The organism is Ideonella oryzae (assembly GCF_024055665.1).
In the GTDB taxonomy this organism is placed as follows: Bacteria; Pseudomonadota; Gammaproteobacteria; order Burkholderiales; family Burkholderiaceae_C; genus Ideonella; species Ideonella oryzae.
The window spans coordinates 189,328-208,398 of the sequence record NZ_JAMXMC010000008.1 but is presented as its reverse complement, the minus strand read 5'-3'; the positions used below and the strand labels follow the sequence as shown (position 1 = coordinate 208,398).

The 19,071-nt window shown below is 68.0% G+C and carries 16 protein-coding genes and 1 riboswitch; of the genes, 4 read left to right on the top strand and 12 right to left on the bottom strand.

What is annotated here, in order from left to right:
- Positions 1 to 30 precede the first annotated feature (30 nt).
- The 6 genes from M0L44_RS15180 to M0L44_RS15155 form a co-directional block, all read right to left on the bottom strand.
- Complete coding sequence (locus M0L44_RS15180; protein WP_252770656.1) at positions 31 to 2,202, bottom strand: TonB-dependent siderophore receptor; 2,172 nt, start codon at positions 2,200 to 2,202, stop codon at positions 31 to 33.
- 65 nt (positions 2,203 to 2,267) lie between these two features.
- Positions 2,268 to 2,372: riboswitch (TPP riboswitch) on the bottom strand.
- A gap of 140 nt (positions 2,373 to 2,512) precedes the next feature.
- Complete coding sequence (fdxA, locus tag M0L44_RS15175) at positions 2,513 to 2,836, bottom strand: ferredoxin FdxA (RefSeq protein WP_252770655.1); 324 nt, start codon at positions 2,834 to 2,836, stop codon at positions 2,513 to 2,515.
- Positions 2,837 to 2,969: 133 nt separating this feature from the next.
- Positions 2,970 to 3,707, bottom strand: a complete 738-nt coding sequence (gene cobA / locus M0L44_RS15170) for a uroporphyrinogen-III C-methyltransferase (RefSeq protein WP_252770654.1) — start codon at positions 3,705 to 3,707, stop codon at positions 2,970 to 2,972.
- A gap of 6 nt (positions 3,708 to 3,713) precedes the next feature.
- Complete coding sequence (locus tag M0L44_RS15165; RefSeq protein ID WP_252770653.1) at positions 3,714 to 4,508, bottom strand: phosphoadenylyl-sulfate reductase; 795 nt, start codon at positions 4,506 to 4,508, stop codon at positions 3,714 to 3,716.
- Positions 4,509 to 4,521: 13 nt separating this feature from the next.
- Positions 4,522 to 4,995, bottom strand: coding sequence for a DUF934 domain-containing protein (locus M0L44_RS15160; protein WP_252770652.1), 474 nt, complete (start codon positions 4,993 to 4,995; stop codon positions 4,522 to 4,524).
- Between the two features lie 8 nt (positions 4,996 to 5,003).
- Positions 5,004 to 6,725 (bottom strand): nitrite/sulfite reductase, encoded by a 1,722-nt coding sequence (locus M0L44_RS15155; RefSeq protein ID WP_252770651.1) that lies wholly within the window; start codon positions 6,723 to 6,725, stop codon positions 5,004 to 5,006.
- A gap of 170 nt (positions 6,726 to 6,895) precedes the next feature.
- Between M0L44_RS15155 and M0L44_RS15150 the strand changes: the two genes are divergently transcribed.
- A complete protein-coding gene (locus M0L44_RS15150) occupies positions 6,896 to 7,807 on the top strand; it encodes a patatin-like phospholipase family protein (RefSeq protein WP_252770650.1) in 912 nt (303 codons plus the stop codon).
- Positions 7,808 to 7,997: 190 nt separating this feature from the next.
- Here the strand turns inward: M0L44_RS15150 and phaP are convergent, their stop codons facing one another.
- Positions 7,998 to 8,555 carry a TIGR01841 family phasin gene (gene phaP / locus M0L44_RS15145; protein WP_252770649.1) on the bottom strand — a complete coding sequence of 186 codons (558 nt, stop codon included), beginning with the start codon at positions 8,553 to 8,555 and terminating at the stop codon, positions 7,998 to 8,000.
- Between the two features lie 218 nt (positions 8,556 to 8,773).
- Here phaP and M0L44_RS15140 point away from each other — a divergent pair, with 218 nt between their 5' ends.
- The 3 genes from M0L44_RS15140 to M0L44_RS15130 are packed head-to-tail and all read left to right on the top strand — an operon-like array spanning position 8,774 to position 12,079.
- Entirely contained in the window at positions 8,774 to 9,754 is a 981-nt protein-coding gene (locus M0L44_RS15140) for a histone deacetylase family protein (RefSeq protein ID WP_252770648.1), read from the top strand.
- 18 nt (positions 9,755 to 9,772) lie between these two features.
- On the top strand, positions 9,773 to 10,774 hold the full coding sequence (locus M0L44_RS15135; protein WP_252770647.1) for a 2-hydroxyacid dehydrogenase: 1,002 nt from the start codon (positions 9,773 to 9,775) through the stop codon (positions 10,772 to 10,774).
- Between the two features lie 27 nt (positions 10,775 to 10,801).
- The gene (locus M0L44_RS15130; RefSeq protein ID WP_252770646.1) at positions 10,802 to 12,079 is read left to right on the top strand and encodes a DNA recombination protein RmuC; all 1,278 of its coding nucleotides are present in this window, start codon (positions 10,802 to 10,804) and stop codon (positions 12,077 to 12,079) included.
- A gap of 35 nt (positions 12,080 to 12,114) precedes the next feature.
- Here the strand turns inward: M0L44_RS15130 and M0L44_RS15125 are convergent, their stop codons facing one another.
- The 5 genes from M0L44_RS15125 to M0L44_RS15105 all read right to left on the bottom strand — a co-directional run bounded on the left by M0L44_RS15125 (position 12,115) and on the right by M0L44_RS15105 (position 19,051).
- Positions 12,115 to 12,750 carry a glutaredoxin family protein gene (locus M0L44_RS15125; protein ID WP_252770645.1) on the bottom strand — a complete coding sequence of 212 codons (636 nt, stop codon included), beginning with the start codon at positions 12,748 to 12,750 and terminating at the stop codon, positions 12,115 to 12,117.
- A 54-nt stretch (positions 12,751 to 12,804) separates the two neighbouring features.
- The gene (locus M0L44_RS15120; protein WP_252770644.1) at positions 12,805 to 14,826 is read right to left on the bottom strand and encodes a M3 family metallopeptidase; all 2,022 of its coding nucleotides are present in this window, start codon (positions 14,824 to 14,826) and stop codon (positions 12,805 to 12,807) included.
- 38 nt (positions 14,827 to 14,864) lie between these two features.
- A complete protein-coding gene (gene folD, locus M0L44_RS15115; RefSeq protein WP_252770643.1) occupies positions 14,865 to 15,722 on the bottom strand; it encodes a bifunctional methylenetetrahydrofolate dehydrogenase/methenyltetrahydrofolate cyclohydrolase FolD in 858 nt (285 codons plus the stop codon).
- A gap of 123 nt (positions 15,723 to 15,845) precedes the next feature.
- Positions 15,846 to 16,469, bottom strand: coding sequence for a response regulator transcription factor (locus M0L44_RS15110; RefSeq protein ID WP_022980093.1), 624 nt, complete (start codon positions 16,467 to 16,469; stop codon positions 15,846 to 15,848).
- Complete coding sequence (locus tag M0L44_RS15105; RefSeq protein ID WP_252770642.1) at positions 16,466 to 19,051, bottom strand: PAS domain S-box protein; 2,586 nt, start codon at positions 19,049 to 19,051, stop codon at positions 16,466 to 16,468. Before M0L44_RS15105 ends, M0L44_RS15110 begins: the two co-directional genes overlap by 4 nt.
- Positions 19,052 to 19,071: the final 20 nt, after the last annotated feature.

Here is a 19,071-nt window from a genome sequence, read left to right as displayed (position 1 = left end):
CCTCAAATTATAGGCAGAGTTTTGCGACCTTTACAAGCTCGCTTGCAAAGAAATGCGCACAGTCCGCGGATCGAGCGGGTAGAGATACACATGGTCGTACTGGTAGGGGCTCTCCTTCCAGGCCCGCACGTCAAAGAGGTTGTCCACCCCGGCGCGCAGCGTGTAGCGTGTCCCGCGCCCTTGCTGCCACTGGTAGCGGGCAGCCAGACCCCAGCTGGTCCAGGCGGGCAGGCTCAGGCTGTTGTCGGGCAGCACCTCGCGCTGGCCTTCGTGCAGCACCGTGGCCTGCAGGCTCAGGCCCGGCCAGTCGGGCAGGGCGTAGTCCAGCGCGGCGCGCAGGGTCTGGCGCGGCACGTTGGTGGGCGCCAGGCCATTCAGGCTGGCGTCACCCGAGCCCTCGCGGCGGGCCCGCAGCCACATGGCGCCCGTGTCCAGCGTCCAGCTGGCCCAGTGGCCTGAGAGACTGGCCTCCAGGCCGCGGTGGTGGTCGTTGCCGTCGGACACTTCCGTGCAGCCGCCGTCGGAATCGCAGTTGCCGGTGTCTCGCGTGGCCGGGCGGTGGATGTCGAAACCGGTGAGGCTGGCGGCCCAGGTGTCATCCGCGTATTTCAGCCCCAGCTCGGTCTGGCGGCTCTTGTGGGTGCTGCCCTGGCCGCGGTTGCTGTAGATCGGCAGGTTCGGGACCACCGAACTTTCTGCGCCCTGACCCCAGCTGGCATAGCCCATCAGCGCCGGCGTGAACTGCTGACTCAGGGCCAGCCAGGGCGTGGTGAAGGCCTGGGCGCTGCGGGTGGGCTCGGTGCCATCGGTGTTGACGCTGTCGCGGTGCAGCGTGGTGTGGCGCAGGCCCAGCCACAGGCGGGTGGGCTCGGCCAGTGTCACCACGTCGCGCAGCGTCCATTCGAGGCTGCGCTCGGTACGGTTGGTGTTGGTGTAGCCGGCGTCCGGCGCGGCGGGCACCTGCACGCTGCCATCGATCTGCCCGACACCGGCCCAGTTGTAGGCTTGCGGGCCGAAGCGGCCGCGGTAGTCGTTCCACAGCAGGCCGGCCGTCAGGTCCTGTGCCAGACCCAGCCACTGGGTGCGGCCCTGCAACTCGGTCTGCACCGCACGGCTCGTGCGGTGCTCGTGTTCGCTGCGGTAGTCGTAAAGGTCCAAGCTGCCGTCGCTGCAGTAGCTCTGGTAGTTGTCCTCGCTGGAGCAGCCCAGGGGAAAGGCCGCACGGTCGTTGTTGGTCAGGCGCTGCACCTGTGCCTGGGTCTGCAGCCGCCAGTCGCGATCGAGCTGCTGGGTCCAGCGCAGGCTGGCGGTGGTGTCGTCGAAGACCACCGGCTGGGTCCATGACTGGTTGTTGAGGTTGATGCGCGGGTTGATGCTGCCCGCCGTGGGCAGCGTGCCACCCAGCAGGCTGAAGCCCGGCTGGCTGGGCTGGGACTGGTGGCTGTACTCGACCTCCACCTCCAGCAGTGTGTTTGGGGACACCCGCAGGGTGCCGGCGGCTGCCAGCAGCTGCCGGTGGCCCTGGGCAACGCGCAGCTGGGGGTCGAGCTTTTCGACCGAGGCATTGATGCGCAGGCCGGCCTGGCCTTCGTTGCCCAGGGTCTGGTCGATGTCGGCCGCTGCCTTCAGGCTGCCGCTCTGGGTGTAACCCAGGAAGAAGCTCTTCTGGTCACCCCGCGGACGCTTGACCACGAAGTCCACCACACCGCCAGGGGCGCTGGTGCCGGCCTGGATGCCGCTGGTGCCGCGCAACAGTTCCACGCGCTCCTTGTTGTCCAGCGAAATGGCGGTCTCGGCATTGACCGGCAGGCCGTCACGCCGGTAGTTGAAGCGGTTGTCCAGCGCATAGCCGCGCATGCTGAACGAGGCCCAGTAGCCGGTGGAGTTGTAGGCGTCGCCCAGCCCCGGGTCCAGCCGGGTCAGTTCGTTCAGGGCGGTGATGCCCGCGTCGCTCAACGCCGCGCTGTCATAGCCCTGCGTCTGGAAGGGCGCACGCGCGGCTGGCACATCGCCGAAGCCAGCCACGCCGGTGCTGGGCAGCGCGGCCCGTTGGCCGGTGATGGTGATGACGCTGGGCGCGGCGGTGTCGGCCACCGCAACGGTCTGTGCTGTGGCGGCCGTGCCGATCAGGCCCAGGCCCAGGGCCAGGCACAGCGGGGTGCGTGAAGGAAGGGAAGAAAAACGGGTACGGCAAGCAGCCATCGTGGAACATCCATGTCGATGGCAGAGAGGCAAGTGTCAGGAGAGGCGACACCACACGAACGGTGGCACGCTGAACACGGCTTCCCTGCGCGAGGATTACCTCAATCAGGTTCAAAGGGACTCTCTCAGTCGACCTGCCTTGCGGCGGGCCAACACCCCTAGCGAAGTGGCCGGGTCTTCACACGGCCGACACGGATTATCGCGCCCGGCACGCACCCCAGGCTTTGGCGTGGACAGGTGGCAACAAAAAAGCCCACCAAGGGTGGGCTTTTCAGCGAGGCAACGGCGCGGGGCCGCCAGCGCTTGGCGATCAGCGGATGATCTCGCCGATCTTGTTCTTGCGGTCCTTCCACTCCTCGGCGTCGGGCAGCGGGGCCTTGCGCTTGGTGATGCTGGGCCAAGCCTTGGCCAGTTCGGCGTTCAGCGGAATGTAGGCCTGCTGGTCGGCGGGCACGTCTTCCTCAGGCAGGATGGCGTTCACCGGGCACTCGGGGATGCAGACGGCGCAGTCGATGCACTCGTCCGGGTCGATGGCCAGGAAGTTGGGGCCTTCGCGGAAGCAATCCACGGGGCAGACATCGACGCAGTCGGTGTACTTGCAACGGACGCAGGCTTCGGTGACGACGTGGGTCATGGGGCGAACTGTGAAGGATGGAAGTGAAAGAGCGCCCCCCGAAAGGAACGCGGGCCTGAACACGCCGTCGGGCGGCACGTTCTGACCAACCGATGAATTCTAAGTCTTGTCGGCCGGGCTGAATTGATGGCCGTCAATCATCCCGGACCACCTCGGCCGGCCCTGGTGCGGCCGTGGCCGGTGTGGCGCCCACCCCCACGGTGACGACCGCCGGTCGCCCCGCATGCAGGGCCGCCGCCTGGGCCAGTGAACCCACCGTGTGGGCCGACACCTGCGCATCGGCGCAACCGGCGCGAGAGACGACGCTGACCGCCGTGGCCAAGGGCCAGCCGCAGGCTTGCAGGCTGTCGGCCAGGGCGACCAGTTGCTGCCCCGCCATGTAGAACACCTCGGTGTCGGCATGGTGCCCGGCCTGCAGAGCGTGCTGCAGCGTCATGGCTGTGGTCAGGGCCACGGTGCGCCCCTGCCCGCGGCGGGTGAGCGGCCGCTGGCTTTGGGCTGCCGCGGCCACAGCGGCCGTCACGCCAGGGATCACCTCGCAGGCGATACCGGCCTCGGCCAGGGCCTGGAGTTCCTCCTCCAGCCGGCCGAAGATGCTGGGGTCGCCGCCCTTGAGTCGGGCCACCCGGCGTCCTGCCAGAGCCTGCTCCACCAGCAGTGTGTTGATGCGGGCCTGGCCGGTGGCGTGGGCGAAGCCGCGCTTGCCGACATCGATCCACTCGGCCTGCGGCGCGTGCTCACGCAGCGCCGGGTCGGTCAGGGCGTCGGCCAGCACCACCTCGGCCTGTTGCAGGGCGGCCAGCCCGCGCAGCGTGATGAGATCCGCGGCGCCCGGTCCGGCACCGATGAAGACGACATGGCCCGACGGCATGGCAGCTCAGGCGTGCGCCGGCGCTTCTTTCTTCGGAGCGTCCGTCGGGTGGGCCGTGCTGACGTGCAGGCCGCATTCCTTGGCCTTCTCGTCTTCCCACCACCAGCGGCCGGCGCGAAACTCCTCGCCCACGGCGATGGCGCGGGTGCAGGGCGCGCAGCCGATGCTGGGCATGAACTGGTCGTGCAGGTCGTTGTAGGGCACGTCGTGGCTGGCGATGTAGTGCCAGACATCGGCCCAGGTCCAGTCCACCAGCGGATTGAACTTGGCGCGGCCATTGGGCTCGATCTCGTGGGCCGGCATGTCCGAGCGGTTCCTCGACTGCTCGTGGCGCAGGCCGGTGACCCAGGCGCTGCGGCCTTCCAGCATGCGGCCCAGGGGCTCGAGCTTGCGCACCTGGCAGCAGCCCTTGCGCAAGTCCAGGCTCTGGTACATGGCCTTCTCGCCGTTCTTACGCACGAACTGCACCACGGCTTCCTCGCGGGGACGGTAGACCTCCACCTTCAGCCCGTAGCGTTGCTCGATCTTCGGGATGAGTGCCAGGGTTTCCGAGTGCAAGGCACCGGTGTCCAGCGTGCCGATGGTGATGGGGATCTGGTGGCGGGCGATCAGGTCGGTGAGCACCATGTCCTCGGCGCCCAGGCTGTTGGCCAGGACGACGTGGCCGGCATGCTGCTCGGCTGCCCGACGCAGCCATTGGACGGCGGCTTCCACACGGAATTCATAACCGGTGGTCTTGCGAGCGTAGAGCTCGATGGCACTGGCACGGGCGGCGCCCGGCAACACGGACAGGTCGGTCATCTCAGGCAACTCTTCAGGCAATGCGGGCGAATTGGGGGCGGGGCTGGTGCACGTCACCCTGGTAGTGATCGGTCACCAGGGTCAGGGCGCGGCGGGCACTGGCCTCGTTCTCACCCGCGCGCAACTGGACGGCGTCAAAGCCGGTGCGCGAGAGCAAGGGCAGCATGTCCACCAGCACATCGCCGGTGGCGCGCAGCTCGCCGGCAAAGCGCAGACGGGTGCGCAGCACGCGGGCCTGGCTGTAGGCGCGGCCATCGGTCCACTTGGGAAAGTGCAGGGCGACCAGCGCCAGGCGGGGCAGATCGCCAGCCAGATCCTCGACCTCGTCGGTGTTGGCCAGGGCCAGGCCCACCGGCAGATCGGCCGGCCAGGTGGTGCGCACGGCTTGCCACTGCGGCAGGGTCAGCAGGGCATGGGCTGTCGGCAGGGCCGGCGCGTCACCGTCCAGGCGGTGCCAGCGGTCTTGGGGGTCGTGGATGAATTGCATGGCGGTTCTCACACGGTCTCGGCTTCGGCCGTGGCAGGCTGGGCGGTGGCATGGCGCACGGCGTCGGCGGCGGCGCGCAGCGGCGGGATGCCGATGCGGCGCACCGTGTCCACGAAGTGCTCGCCAGGCGCCTTGTGGGCCCGGTACGCCTCGATCAGGGCCTCGACCACGTCGGCCACTTCCTCGGCCGCGAAGGCGGGGCCGATGACCTTGCCCGGAATGGCGGGGCCGGACAGGTGGCTGCCATCCGAGCCCCCCACCGACACCTGGTACCACTCCTTGCCGTCCTTGTCGACGCCGAGCACGCCGATGTGGCCGGTGTGGTGGTGGCCGCAGGAGTTCATGCAGCCGCTGATGTGCAGGTCGATGGGGCCCAGCTCGTAGACCGCGTCCAGATCGGCGAAGCGCTCGCTGATGTCGGCCGCCACGGGAATGGAGCGGGCATTGGCCAGGGCGCAAAAATCGCCGCCTGGGCAGGCGATGATGTCGGTGAGCAGGCCGATGTTGGGCGTGGCGAAGCCGGCTTCGCGGGCGGCATGCCAGACGGCCAGCAGATCGGCCTCACGCACCCAGGGCAGCAGCAGGTTCTGCTCGTGGGTCACACGCAGCTCGCCCAGCGAATAGCGGTCGGCCATCGTCGCGGCGATGTCCATTTGCTCGGCGGTCACGTCGCCAGGGGCCTGGCCCGCACGCTTGAGCGACAGGGTCACGGCGCGGTAGCCCGGCACGCGGTGGGCGTGCACGTTGCGCTCCAGCCAGCGCAGGAAGGCCGGCGGGGTCTGGCCGCCACGGTGCGGGTCGAAGCCGTTGGTGGCCGGACGCACGCCCGCCGGGTCGACGAAGCTGCGCGACACGCGCTCGAGTTCGCTGACCGGGATGATGTGCTCGCGGCCGTCGGCATCCTGGCTCAGGATCTTGTCGAACTCGGCGTTGACCGCGTCGAAGAACTTCTGGCCCTCGGCCTTCACCAGGATCTTGATGCGGGCCTTGTAGAGGTTGTCGCGCCGGCCGAAGCGGTTGTAGACGCGGACGATGGCCTCCAGATAGACCAGGATCTCCTGCCAGGGCACGAAAGCGTTGATCACCGAGCCGATCACGGGCGTGCGGCCCATGCCGCCGCCAACATAGACCTTGAAGCCGACCTCACCCGCGTCGTTCTTCAGCAGTTGCAGGCCGACGTCATGCCAGGCGATGGCCGCACGGTCCTCAGCGGCACCGCTGACCGCGATCTTGAACTTGCGCGGCAGGAAGGCGAACTCAGGGTGCAGCGTGCTCCACTGGCGCAGGATCTCGCAGTAGGGCCGCGGGTCGACGATCTCGTCCGGTGCGATGCCAGCCAGTGCATCGCTGGTGATGTTGCGGATGCAGTTGCCCGAGGTCTGGATGCCGTGCATGTCCGCCTCGGCCAGCAGGTCCATGGCGTCGGCGGAGCGCGCCAGCGGAATCCAGTTGAACTGCAGGTTCTGGCGGGTGGTGAAGTGTCCGAAGCCGCGGTCGAGCTCGCGGGCGATGACCGCCAGCTGCCGCAGCTGGACCGAGGACAGCTCGCCATAGGGCACGGCCACCCGCAGCATCGGCGCATGACGCTGGATGTACCAGCCGTTCTGCAGCCGCAGCGGGCGGAAGTCGTCGTCGGCCAACTCGCCCTTCAGGTTGCGTTCCAGCTGGTCGCGGAACTGGGCAGCCCGTTGGTGGACGACTTGGCGGTCAAAGGAGGTGTACTGGTACATGACGCAGGTGAGGTGCAGGTCAACGGCACAGAGAAGGGGATCGAGGACGACCCATGACCCGCACTCTAGGGAGGCCTTATATTCTTGAAAAGTACATTTAAGTTGAATGCTTATTTCGCATTTGAATATGATGTTTTCGAAGAAGGTCGCGCTGGTCCTAGAATCCCGCCATGCCGTCTGACTTTGTTCCGGCCCGCCGCCACCTCCTGGGCGGCCTGGGGGCCGGTCTGCTGTACCTGGCTGGATGCCAGTCCACCCCGCCGGCCATCGAGCCGCCCCCGCTTCCCCCCGTTGTCAAGCCGCCCCGTCTGCCACGCATCGGTCTGGCCCTGGGCGGCGGTGCTGCACGCGGTTTTGCCCACATTGGGGTGATCCAGGTTCTGGAAGAACACGGCATTCGACCGGACTTGGTGGTCGGCACCTCGGCCGGCAGCCTTGTGGCCGCGCTGTATGCCAGTGGCAAGAACGGCACTGAACTGGTCGGCTTGGCGCGGACCATGGACGAGTCGGCCCTGACGGACTGGGCCTTTCCGGGCCGTGGGCTGATTCGTGGCGAGGCCCTGGCGCGCTATGTACGCAGCCAGACCGGCAACCGGCTGATCGAGCAGATGCCACTGCCTCTGGGCATCGTGGCCACCGATGCCGCCAGTGGTGATCCGGTCTTGTTCCGCCGAGGCGACACCGGCACAGCGGTGCGTGCATCCAGCGCGGTGCCGGCGGTGTTCCAGCCGGTGCGCATCGGCGAGCGGGAATACCTGGATGGCGGCCTGGCCAGCCCGGTCCCGGTGCGCTTCGCACGTGAAATGGGGGCCGAACTGGTGATTGCGGTGGACATCTCGACCCCGCCGGACCCGGGGGCCACCGGCGATGCCTTTCATCTGCTGATGCAGACCTTTGCCATCATGGGGCGCAGCATCAACCGCTGGGAACTGCAGAACGCGGATGTGCTGATCCGGCCCAGCCTGGTCGGAGTGTCGAGCTCGGATTTCACCGCCCGGATGAAGGCGGTGCAGTCGGGACGCGAGGCCGCCACGGCCCAGTGGCCCGCGCTGAAGGCGAAGATCGCAGCCCTGACCCGTTGAGGGGCGGGGCACAAAACGGGTGCCCCCAAAGAAAAACCCGGCCGAAGGGCCGGGTCAAAGTACCTTGAGAGTCATCTCAGACAGGTACCGAGGAGAGGTCTCCTGTGGAGGCCATGGCGATGGCAACGCCATGACACCCGGAAAGAGTCCTGCGGGACAGGAAAGTTCCAGGCCCGCAGGCGTCCTTCACTCAGGCCGTCGTGCGGCGGGTTGCCTTCGGGGCAGCCTGGGCGGCCTTCACGGCGGTGTTGGTCATGGCCTGGAAGTTGGCTTCGGCCACGTCGGCGGCCTGCTTGGCGGCCTTGTGCACGGATTCGTAGGCGTTGTTGGCGGCAGCCATCGCGGACTTCACCAGGGCCACGGCATTCTCGGTACCGGCCGGGGCGTTCTTGACCGCGGTGTCCACGGTGGCCATGAACTTCTTCTGGGCGTCGCCCAGCTGGGCTTCCATGGCCTTGGTCAGTTCGGCGTTGGTGCTGGCAGCGATGTCGTACAGGTGGCGGCTGTAGGCGGCAACCTTCTCGGCGGCCGGTTGCAGCATGCCGGCTTGCAGCGACAGCAGCTCTTGCGGGTCCTTGGCGGCAATGGCGGCCTTGGCGGTCTCGGCGGCATCGCCCATGGTGGCCTTGGCCACTTGCATGTTCAGTTCAACCAGCTTTTCCACACCTTCAAAGGCCTTGCTGGCCAGATCCAGGGCGGTTTCGACGTTGGCTTTTTGGGTGGCGATCACTTGTTCGGCAGTCAGCATGTCAGTCTCCAAAGGTGGGGGTCAGGGGTTCAGGAACCGATGCAGCCCATTCGGTCTACGACAACCATCCGAGGTTTGTGCGCTGCAACATGGCTCCAAGTATAGGGCCCGGCGGCGGGAACACAAGCCCAGAATGTTGCGATGCAGCAATCTAGTGTCGCCACTCTAAAAGCGGCTGCCGCACGGGGCATCCCTGCGCGACGCAGAATCAGGCACCGATGCAGGCCTTCACCTCCGACCACCACACGCTGCCTCTGCCGGCGGGGCACCGCTTTCCTGTCTCCAAGTACGGCTTGCTGCGGGAGGCTGTGGCCAGCCGCCTGCCCAAGGTTCGGCTGAGCCCGGCGCCCGCCGCCAGTGATGGCGAACTGATGCTGGCGCACAGCCCCGACTACGTGGCCGCGGTGCTCGAAGGCTGGCTGAGTCCGGCCCAGCAACGGGAGATCGGCTTTCCCTGGTCCGAGCGCATGGCCGAGCGTTCCAGGCGATCCGTCGGTGCGACGATCGCGGCGGCCCGAACCGCGCTGTCCGAAGGCGTGGCCGTCAACCTGGCCGGCGGCACCCACCACGCCAGCTCCGACAAGGGCTCAGGCTACTGCGTTTTCAACGACGTCGCCGTCGCCGCCCGGCGAATGCAAGGGGAGTGGCATCGCCTCCATGGGCAGCTGCTGCGGGTGCTGGTGATCGACCTGGATGTGCACCAGGGCAATGGCACGGCCGCCATCTTTGCTGACGATCCAACGGTGTTCACGCTCTCCCTGCATGGCGAGCGGAACTTTCCTTTTCGCAAGGTGCCCGGCGACCTGGACGTGGACCTGCCCGATGGCTGCACCGACGAGCCTTACCTTCAAGCCCTGGACCAGGCCCTGGACACCGTCTGGGCCCGGCATGGGGACCATCTCCCCGGGCTGGCCTTCTATCTGGCCGGTGCGGACCCGCACGAGAACGACCGGCTGGGGCGGCTGCGCCTCACCGCCGCCGGGCTGGCCGAGCGGGACTGCCGGGTGCTGGTCGCACTCCGCGAGCGCGGCATCCCGGTGGCGCTCACCATGGCTGGCGGCTACGGCCGGGACATCGCAGACACGGTGTCCATCCAGTTGACCACCGTGGCGCAGGCCCTGGCCAGTTGGGAAGCCAGGCAGGTCCGCAGGGGCATGGATTCCACGCACAATCGCCCGCCTGACACGACTCCGCGCTGAACACAGCCTCTGCACGCCATGTCCCCATCGGCCCCCCACCGTCCTGCCGTCCTGGTGGCCCGCCAGGTGTTTCCCGACACCGTGGACCGCCTGCGCCAACACTTTGATGTCGAGGCCTATGCGGACAGCGCCCTGATCGGGCGTGAAGAACTGGTCCGGCGTCTGCAAGGCAAGGCGGGTGTCTTCGTGGCCGCGTCCGAGCCGATCGATGCGGTCTTGCTCGATGCGTGTCCCTCCCTGAAGGCCGTCTGCAGCATGGCCGTGGGCTACAACAACATCGACGTCGCCGCCTGCACCGCCCGCGGGGTGTTGGTGACCAACGCCCCCGGGGTGTTGACCGAGACCACCGCGGACTTCGGCTTTGCGCTGATGATGGCCACGGCCCGTCGCATCACCGAGTCAGAGCGCTTTCTGCGCCGCGGCGAGTGGACGCACTGGTCCTACGACCTGATGGCCGGCCAGGACATCCACGGCGCCACCCTGGGGGTGCTGGGCATGGGCCGCATCGGCCAGGCCATCGCCCGCCGCGGCGCCCTGGGCTTCGGCATGAAGGTGATCTATCACAACCGCAGCCGACTGTCCGAGGCCGAGGAGGCCGCCATCGGCGCCCGTTGGCTGACCTTGCCCGAGCTGATGGCCCAGGCGGACCACCTCGTCATCGTGGTGCCCTACAGCGCCGCCACCCACCACCTGGTGGGGCGCGAGCAGCTGGCCTTGATGAAGCCCACCGCCACGCTGACCAACGTCGCCCGCGGGGGCGTGGTGGACGATGCCGCATTGGCCGAGGCGCTGAAGGCCGGCCAGTTGGCCGCGGCCGGCCTGGATGTGTTTGAAGGCGAGCCCCGTGTCCACCCGGCCCTGCTGGAGGTGCCCAATGTGGTGCTGACCCCGCACATCGCCAGTGCCAGCCTGGCCACCCGCCGGGCCATGGCCGAACTGGCGGCCGACAACCTGATCGCTGCCCTCACGGGCGGGCAGCCGCTCACGCCGCTGAACCCCGAGGTATTGGCCTCGGCCTGAGCCCCGGGGGCCGGCGACAATGCCGGCATGTCCCTGTCTCTCTATGAAGTTGGCGTGCTGGTCCTGCTGGGCCTGACCCTGCTGGCGGTGCTGGGCCTCTGGCTGCGGCCCGCCTCGAACCTCCCCCCTGAGCTGCTGGATGCCCTGGAGCGGCTGGAGCGCGAACTGCGCACCGAGGTGCAGCAGAGCGCGCGTGTGGCGCGCATGGAGCAGGCTCAGACCCTGGCGCAGTCCCTGGGCCAACTGCAACAGAGCCTGCTGACGCAATCGGGCGACGCGGCCCGCAGCCTGGCGCAGGCGCGCGAGGCCCAGGATCTGGCCCTGCGTCGGGTGACCGAGACCATCGAGCGCCGCCTGCTGCAACTGCAGGATGGCAACGAGAAGAAGCTCGAGCAGATGCGGGCCACGGTGGACGAGAAGCTGCACGCCACGTTGGAGCAGCGCCTGGGCGAGAGCTTCCGCCAAGTGGCCGAGCGGCTGGAACTGGTGCACCAGGGCCTGGGCGAGATGCAGGGGCTGGCCCGCGATGTGGGTTCGCTCAACCGCGTGCTGACCAATGTGAAGTCGCGCGGCGTCTTCGGCGAGCTGCAACTGGCCGGCCTGCTGGAGCAGGTGCTGACCCCGGAACAGTACGCTGCCAACGTCGAGACCGTGCCGGGCACGGGCGCGCGGGTCGAGTTCGCCATCAGGCTGCCGGGGCGGCGCGAGGATGGCCTGCCGATGTGGCTGCCGATCGATGCCAAGTTCCCGCGCGAGGACTACGAGCGCCTGCTGCAGGCTCAGGACCAGGCCGATCCGGTGGCGGCCGAGGCGGCGGCCCGGGCGCTGGAGGTCCGCCTGCGTGCCGAGGCCCGCAGCATCCGCGAGAAGTACGTGGCGCCGCCACACACCACCGACTTCGCCATCCTGTTCCTGCCCACTGAAGGGCTGTATGCCGAGGCATTGCGCCGGCCGGGCCTGGTCGAGGCCCTGCAGCGCGAGCACCGCATCACCCTGGCCGGCCCCACCACGCTGCTGGCCACGCTCAGCAGCCTGCAGATGGGCTTTCGCAGCCTGGCGCTGGAGCGCCGCAGCGCCGAGGTCTGGGAGGTGCTGGGTGCTGTCAAGACCGAGTTCGCCAAGTTCGGCGAGGTGCTGGCCAAGACCAAGAAGAAGCTGGAAGAGGCCAGCGCCACCATCGACAGCGCAGAAGTGCGGACCCGGGCAATGGCCCGCAGGCTCAAGAGCGTCGAGCAGTTGCCCGAGCCGCAGGCCCAGCAGATCCTGCAGGCCGGTGCGGAGCCCGACGAGGGGCCCGAGACCTGAGCACCGTCACGGGCGGAGTCGGCTCGCGAAACCGCTCAGAAGCGGATGTTGGGCGTGTTGCCTGACGGCGCGGGCGCGGTCTGATTCTCGGGCGCCGGCCCGGGGGCGGATGCCGGGATCGCGCCTGGAGGCAGGGCATTGCCCGCCATGGGCGTTGGCAAGGGTCGCCGGTAGTTGCCGGGCAGGGCGGAGGTCTTGGGATAGCCGGCCGCGTCCAGATAGCTGCTCCAGTCGTTGAGAGAGCCCGACTTGATCTGCTGGCTGCCCACGGTCAGCAGTGGCAGGGTGCGCGCACCACTGAACTTGGCGTAGGCCTCCAGATCGGCGCTGGTCTCCACCCGCTTCTCGGCAAACGGGATGCCACGCTGCACCAGCAGGTCGCGGCCGGTGTCGCAGGGCGGGCAGTTCTTGGCCGCGTAGAGCGTCACCGGGTAGCGGCTGGCCGATTGGCGCAAGGCCGCCGGCAGGGACGCCAGTTCCGCACCACCGCCCACGGCCCCATTGGGAGAAATCATCTGCACCTGTGCCTGCGAGGAGGTCGGCGGCCGGTCGGTGTAGGTGACCTTGCCATCTGGCCCGATGACCTTGTACTGGGCCATGGCCGACGGCGCGGCCACCAGCGTGAGCAACAGGGCAGACAGGGCGGAAAGACGGTGGGACATCGATGTCATGGCAGCAGGCAGACTCAATCGGCTCGGACTATACGCTCAGGGTACGCCCTGGGCTCAGGCCATGCCCTGGTGGCGAAGCAGCGCGTCGATGCGTGGCTCGCGGCCGCGGAAGGCCTTGAAGCTCTCGATGGCCGGGCGGGCGCCGCCGGCTTCGAGGATCTCGCGGCGGTAGCGGCGGCCGGTCTCGGGGTTGAGCACGCCTTCTTCCTCGAAGGCGCTCCAGGCATCGGCCGACAGCACCTCGGCCCACTTGTAGGAGTAGTAGCCGGCCGAGTAGCCGCCCGCGAAGATGTGCGAGAAGGTGTGGGCTGTGCGGCTGAAGGGCGGCACCGGCACCAGCGCCACCTCCTGCCGCACCTCCGCCAGAATGGCCTGCACGCGGTCGGCGGCATCGGCTTCGGTGTGCAGGCGCATGTCGAACAGGCCGAACTCGACCTGGCGCAGGGTCTGCAAGCCGCTCTGGAAATTCTTGGCCGCCAGCATCTTGTCGAACAGGGCGCGCGGCAGCGGCTCGCCGCTGTCCACATGGGCGCTCAGGCGGCGGATGACGTCCCACTCCCAGCAGAAGTTCTCCATGAACTGGCTGGGCAGCTCCACCGCATCCCATTCGACGCCGTCGATGCCCGAGACGCCCATCTCGTCCACCTGCGTCAGCATGTGGTGCAGGCCGTGGCCGAACTCGTGGAAGAGGGTGGTCAGCTCGTCGTGCGTGAGCAGGGCCGGCTTGTCGCCCACCGGAGACGAGAAGTTGCAGACCAGGTAGGCCACCGGGGTCTGCAGGCGGTGGGAGTCGACCCGCAGCCAGCGGCTGCGGGCGCTGTCCATCCAGGCGCCGGGACGCTTGCCGGGGCGGGCGTGCGGGTCCAGATAGAACTCGCCCACCACCTGGCCGGCCCGTTCGATGCGGAAGAAGCGCACCGCCGGGTGCCACACCGGCGCCTCGGCCGGGCGGATCTTCACCTCGAACAGGGTCTCGACGATGTGGAACAGGCCATCGAGCACCTTGGGCAGAGGCAGGTAGGCCTTGACCTCCTGGTCGCTGAAGGCATAACGGGCTTCCTTGAGCTTCTCGCCGGCGTAGGCCAGGTCCCAGGCCTGCAGTTCGGTCAGGCCCAGCTCGCCAGCGGCGAAGGCGCGCAGGTCGGCCAGGTCCTTCTCGGCGCTGGGGCGGGCACGCTGGGCCAGGTCACGCAGGAAGTGCAGCACCTCGGCCGGGGTGCCGGCCATCTTGGGCGCCAGCGAGACCTCGGCGTAGTTGGCAAAGCCCAGCAGCCGGGCCTCTTCGGCCCGCAGGGTCAGCAGCTCGCGCATGACCGCGCTGTTGTCGCGCTCCGCCACGCCCAGCTCGCTGGCGCGGGTGACGTAGGCGGTGTAAAGGGTTTCGCGCAGGGCCCGGTTCTGGGCGTACTGCATGACCGGGAAGTAGCTGGGGAAGTGCAGCGTGAGCTTGTGGCCTTCCTTGCCCTCGGCCTCGGCCGCGGCGCGGGCCGCGGCCACCACATCGGCTGGCACACCGGCCAGCTCTTCCGCCGTAGCGTAGTGGGCGAAGGCGTCGGTGGCATCCAGCACATGGTTGGAGAAGGCCTGCGACAGCTCGGCCATGCGGTCCTGGAGGGCCATGAAGCGGGTCTTGGCCTCGCCTTGCAGGTCGGCCCCCCCCAGGCGGAAGTCGCGCAGCGCATGGGCCAGGGCCTGGCGGCGGGCCGGGCTCAGCTGGGCCGCCGCGGGGCTGGCGGCGATCGCCTTGTATTTGGCGTAGAGCCGCTCGTCGCTGCCCTGGCGGGTGTAGTACTCGGTGATCTTGGGCAGGTTCTCGGCATGGGCCGCACGCAACTCGGGCGTGTCGGCCACATGGGCCAGGTGGTTGACCACGCCCCAGGCCCGGCCCAGCCGCTCCACCGGCACCTCCAGCACCATCGACAGCGCGTCGTAGTCGGGCGGCACGTCGGGGCCGACCGCATGGTCCAGTGCCGCGTTGGCCTCGGCCAGCAGCGCGTCGATCGCCGGCGTCACATGCTCGGGGCGCACGACGGCGAAGTCGGTGAGGGGGGTGTCCTGCAGCAGCGGATTGGTCATCTATGGGGTCCTGGTCGCGTCGCGGTAGCGGTGTTTCTTCAGGCCTGGCCAGCCACCCGTTCGGCGGCCTCCAGCGTGTTGACGAGCAGCATGGTGATGGTCATCGGGCCCACGCCCCCCGGCACCGGGGTGATGTGCGAGGCCACGGGGCTCACCGAGGCATAGTCCACGTCGCCGCAGAGTTTGCCTTCATCGTTGCGGTTGATGCCGACGTCGATCACGATGGCCCCGGGCTTGACCATGTCTCCGGTCAGCGTGTTGCGCCGGCCCACGGCAGCCACCACCACATCGGCCTGGCGGGTGTGGTAGCCCAGGTCGGGCGTGCCGCTGTGGCAGATGGTGACGGTGGCGTTGGCCTGCAGCAGCAGCAGGGCCATGGGTTTGCCCACCGTGTTGCTGCGGCCGATCACCACCGCGTGCTTGCCCTTGAGCGACACGCCGGTGCTCTCGATCAGCTTCATGCAGCCGTAGGGGGTGCAGGGGCGGAATCCTTCCAGCCCGGCCATCAGCTCACCGGCGGAGAGCACCGAATAGCCGTCCACGTCCTTGGTGGTGGCGATGGCCTCGATCACCTTGTGCGGGTCAATGTGCTTGGGCAGGGGCATCTGCACCAGGATGCCGTGGATCGTCGGGTCGGCATTCAGCGCAGCGATGCGCTCGAGCAATGCGGCCTCGGTCAGGCTGGCGTCGTACTTCTCGAACACCGAGCGCACACCACTGTCCTCGCAGGCCTTGACCTTGTTGCGCACGTAGACCGCCGAGGCCGGATCCTCACCCACCAGGATGACCGCCAGGCCGGGCTGGTGGCCACGCGAGGTGAGGGCGGCCGCCCGCTGGGCGACTTCGGCACGGAGTTGGCGGGACAGGGCGTTGCCGTCGATCACTTGAGCGGTCATGGGCGTTCTCTTTCGGTCAGAGGTGAGGTGTTCAAAGGTGCGGGACCAAAGCGGATGCCGAAAAAGGGAAAGGGGCCTCGAAGGCCCCATGGTTCCCAGTCTGCCGGCGCCGCAGGCCCGGCTTCAGGCCTTGTGCGAGGCGCCCAGCGCGATCTTGAGCAGGTCGGCCACCGTGTTGGCGTTGAGCTTTTCCATGATGTTGGCCCGGTGGGCCTCCACCGTCTTGATGCTGATGCCCAGGTCGTCGGCGATCTGCTTGTTCAGGCGGCCGGCGACGATGCGCTCGAGCACCTGGGCCTCCCGGGTGGTCAGGCGGGCCAGCAGGGCGTCGCGGCTGGCGGCTTCCTGGTGGTGCGAGAAGGCGGCACGGGCCTGGTCCAGCATGCGTTCGACCAGCGACACCAACTCCTCTTCCTTAAAGGGCTTCTCGATGAAGTCCATCGCCCCCTTCTTCATGGTGGTCACGGCCATCGGCACATCGCCGTGGCCGGTGATGAACACCACGGGCAGCGGGCTCTTGCGCTCCAGCAGACGATCCTGCAGTTCCAGGCCGCTCATGCCATCCATGCGGATGTCGGCGATCAGGCAGGCCACCTCACGGGGGTCGAAGCGGGAGAGGAACGACTCGGCAGACTCGAAGCACTTGACCCGGTAGTCCTTGCCTTCCAGCAGCCATTGCAGCGAATCGCGAACGGCTTCGTCGTCATCCACGACGTAGACGGTACCCTTTTTTGGAATCAGGCTCATGAAGCAGCAGCGTTGGGGTTGGAAGCAGAAACATCCTTGGGCACCGCAGGCGCGGGCGGGCGATCTGCGGGGGACATCTGATCAACCGGCAGGGTGAAGGCAAACCTGCACCCCACGACGGTCGATCCATTGTAGAGGTTCTCCGCACGCATCCGCCCCTGGTGCGACTCGATGATTGAGCGACACAGGGAAAGCCCGATGCCCAGGCCTTCGGCCTTGGTGGAGAAGAAGGCTTCGAAGAGGCGGGAGATGACTTCTTCGCGCATGCCGGGGCCGGCATCGGTGACCGAGAATTCGATCACGCTGCCCTCGTCCGGCGACTGGCGTGGCACCACCTGCAGTTCAATATGGCGGCGCTCGGCCGGCAGCTGCGAGGTGTCAATGGCTTCGGCCGCGTTCTTCAGCAGGTTCATCAGCACCTGCTCGATCAGGATGGGGTCCACGCGCAGCAGCGGCAGGCGCTGCGCCACATAGGTGTGGATGGCCACCTTGCGTCGCCGCAACTCGATGCCGGCCAATTCCACCGCGTCCTCGACGATGTCCTGGGCCTTGGCGGCCTGGCGCTGCGGCTCGCTCTTTTTGACGAAGGCCCGGATGCGGTGGATGACCTGGCCCGCACGTTCGGCCTGGCGGGCGGTCTTCTGCAAGGCGGCCACCAGCTCCTCGGTGTTGATGGCGTTGTTGCGCACCCGGCTGACGATGCCGTTGCAGTAGTTGGTGATGGCCGTCAGCGGCTGGTTGAGTTCGTGGGCCACCGAGGAGGCCATCTCGCCCATCGTCACCAGGCGGCTGGTGACCTGGGCCCGTTCGGCCTGCTGCTGGGCCTGTTCCTCGATCTGCCGGCGTGCTGTGATGTCGGTGGCGATCAGCATCTGGGCCAGGCGGCCGTCGGTCCACTGCAGGTAGCGCGTGCGCACGTCGAACCACATCTGCAGCGACTCCACATAGACCTCGCGTGGATGGGTACCGATCTCCGTCAACTCCTGGGTGGGCAGACCGGACATGGCATCCACATCGTCTTCCGGCACCTCGGTGTAGGCGGCATCGCCATTGGCCAGCAGATCGTGGCCACGGGCATCGGCCCCGAACCAGAGCCGGTAGGAACGGTTGGCGAACAGCAACTCGCCCTGCTGGACCGAGAGCACCGACACGGCGGCGTCCAGGCCCTCCAGCACGGTGGTGAAGCGCTCGTGCGAAGCGGAGAGCTGGTCGCGGATGCGTTTGGCCTCGGTGATGTTGGTCATCGAGGTCATCCAGCCGGTCTGCTGGCCACGCGGGTCGATCAGCGGCGAAACGTAGAGGCGGGCATCGAAATTGGAGCCATCCTTGCGCTGAACCTTGACCTCGATGCCGCCCGCCGGGCTGCGCCCCTGCAACTCCTGCTGGAAGATGCGCATGTGCTCGTCCACCCGGTCGCTGGGCCAGTAGGGGAAGGGCGGCAGGGTGTCCAGCAGGTCGGATTCGGCGTAGCCGGTCATGGCGCAGAAGGCCGGGTTCACATAGGTCACGCGGCCGTCCATGTCGGTGGCCCGCATGCCGGTGAGCATGGAGTTCTCCATCGCCCGCCGGAAGTTGGTCTCGTTGATCAGCGCGTTCTGGATCTGCGCACGCCGACGCATGTGCCGCCAGGTGGCCAGCAGGGTCCAGACGGTGAGGGCCGAGAGGGCCACCACCATCCAGAACAGGGTGTTGCCCACCAGGCCCGCGGTGGTGCGGTAGCCCTGGGCCCGCAGCATCAGCCCATTGGCAGCCGGGGTCAGCGGCAGGTCCAGGGTCATGGAGGGCGGTGCGCTGCGTTGCCCGGGAAGATTCGTCACCGTGCTCACCAGCGGGCTGAAGTCCACGTCCAGGATGCTGACCGGGTGGCGCACCGTGACTTCTGCCGGCACCGCCGTGCGCAGCAAGGTGTCCAGACCGTACTCAGCCACCAGCACGCCCGCGAAGGCCCCCCGGTCGATGATGGGAACCTGAAGTTGAAACACCCAGACCCCGTCGGCGTGCCGGAAGGCGCGGGAATAGATGGGCTGACGCATGGCCCGCGCCGCCTCGAGCGCGGCCTCGGAAGCCTGGGGCACGCTCGCCGCCCCCTCGCCCCCACCCACACCAGGGCCATGCGCGGGGTCCGCGGCACCGTCCATGCCCATGCCCGTACCCGATTGAAGGGATTGCGTCGCGCGGAGCTCCCCCTTGGCGTTGAGCCAGTTCAGATAGCGGACCGCGGGCCGCACCTGCAGGAAGCTGGCCGCCTGAGTCAAGAACTGCTCGGGGGTGATCGCCCGAGTGGCCACTTCGCGCGCGATGCGCAACAGTTGCTCCTGGTTGTCCACCAGGTGAAGGCGAATCTCCTGCTGCGCCACCTCGGTGTCCCGGCGCAGCGATTCCTCTGCCCGGCTCATCTCCTCGTTGCGCAGGTACCAGAAGGCAAAGGTGATGGCGGCCAAGAAGAGCAGCACCGAGGTGAGCGGCGCGAGCGTGGCCAGCCTGTCCTGACGGGATGGAGACTGGCGCCCCCACCAACGCTGCACGAGCAGGTTCAGCCGGCTGGACGGCAGCGGAGGAAAAACATCGCGGGGGGCTTGCATCAGGCGCAATTATCGAAGCG

Excerpts from the sequence above, each read along its gene's own strand:
- phaP (WP_252770649.1), bottom strand. The coding sequence starts at position 8,555 with ATGCTGACTGCCGAACAAGTGATCGCCACCCAAAAAGCCAACGTCGAA.
- M0L44_RS15110 (WP_022980093.1), bottom strand. The coding sequence starts at position 16,469 with ATGAGCCTGATTCCAAAAAAGGGTACCGTCTACGTCGTGGATGACGAC.
- M0L44_RS15105 (WP_252770642.1), bottom strand. The coding sequence starts at position 19,051 with ATGCAAGCCCCCCGCGATGTTTTTCCTCCGCTGCCGTCCAGCCGGCTG.
- M0L44_RS15150 (WP_252770650.1), top strand. The coding sequence starts at position 6,896 with ATGCCGTCTGACTTTGTTCCGGCCCGCCGCCACCTCCTGGGCGGCCTG.
- M0L44_RS15155 (WP_252770651.1), bottom strand. The coding sequence starts at position 6,725 with ATGTACCAGTACACCTCCTTTGACCGCCAAGTCGTCCACCAACGGGCT.
- M0L44_RS15180 (WP_252770656.1), bottom strand. The coding sequence starts at position 2,202 with ATGGCTGCTTGCCGTACCCGTTTTTCTTCCCTTCCTTCACGCACCCCG.
- M0L44_RS15140 (WP_252770648.1), top strand. The coding sequence starts at position 8,774 with ATGCAGGCCTTCACCTCCGACCACCACACGCTGCCTCTGCCGGCGGGG.
- M0L44_RS15135 (WP_252770647.1), top strand. The coding sequence starts at position 9,773 with ATGTCCCCATCGGCCCCCCACCGTCCTGCCGTCCTGGTGGCCCGCCAG.
- folD (WP_252770643.1), bottom strand. The coding sequence starts at position 15,722 with ATGACCGCTCAAGTGATCGACGGCAACGCCCTGTCCCGCCAACTCCGT.
- cobA (WP_252770654.1), bottom strand. The coding sequence starts at position 3,707 with ATGCCGTCGGGCCATGTCGTCTTCATCGGTGCCGGACCGGGCGCCGCG.
- fdxA (WP_252770655.1), bottom strand. The coding sequence starts at position 2,836 with ATGACCCACGTCGTCACCGAAGCCTGCGTCCGTTGCAAGTACACCGAC.
- M0L44_RS15125 (WP_252770645.1), bottom strand. The coding sequence starts at position 12,750 with ATGACATCGATGTCCCACCGTCTTTCCGCCCTGTCTGCCCTGTTGCTC.
- M0L44_RS15160 (WP_252770652.1), bottom strand. The coding sequence starts at position 4,995 with ATGCAATTCATCCACGACCCCCAAGACCGCTGGCACCGCCTGGACGGT.
- M0L44_RS15120 (WP_252770644.1), bottom strand. The coding sequence starts at position 14,826 with ATGACCAATCCGCTGCTGCAGGACACCCCCCTCACCGACTTCGCCGTC.
- M0L44_RS15165 (WP_252770653.1), bottom strand. The coding sequence starts at position 4,508 with ATGACCGACCTGTCCGTGTTGCCGGGCGCCGCCCGTGCCAGTGCCATC.
- M0L44_RS15130 (WP_252770646.1), top strand. The coding sequence starts at position 10,802 with ATGTCCCTGTCTCTCTATGAAGTTGGCGTGCTGGTCCTGCTGGGCCTG.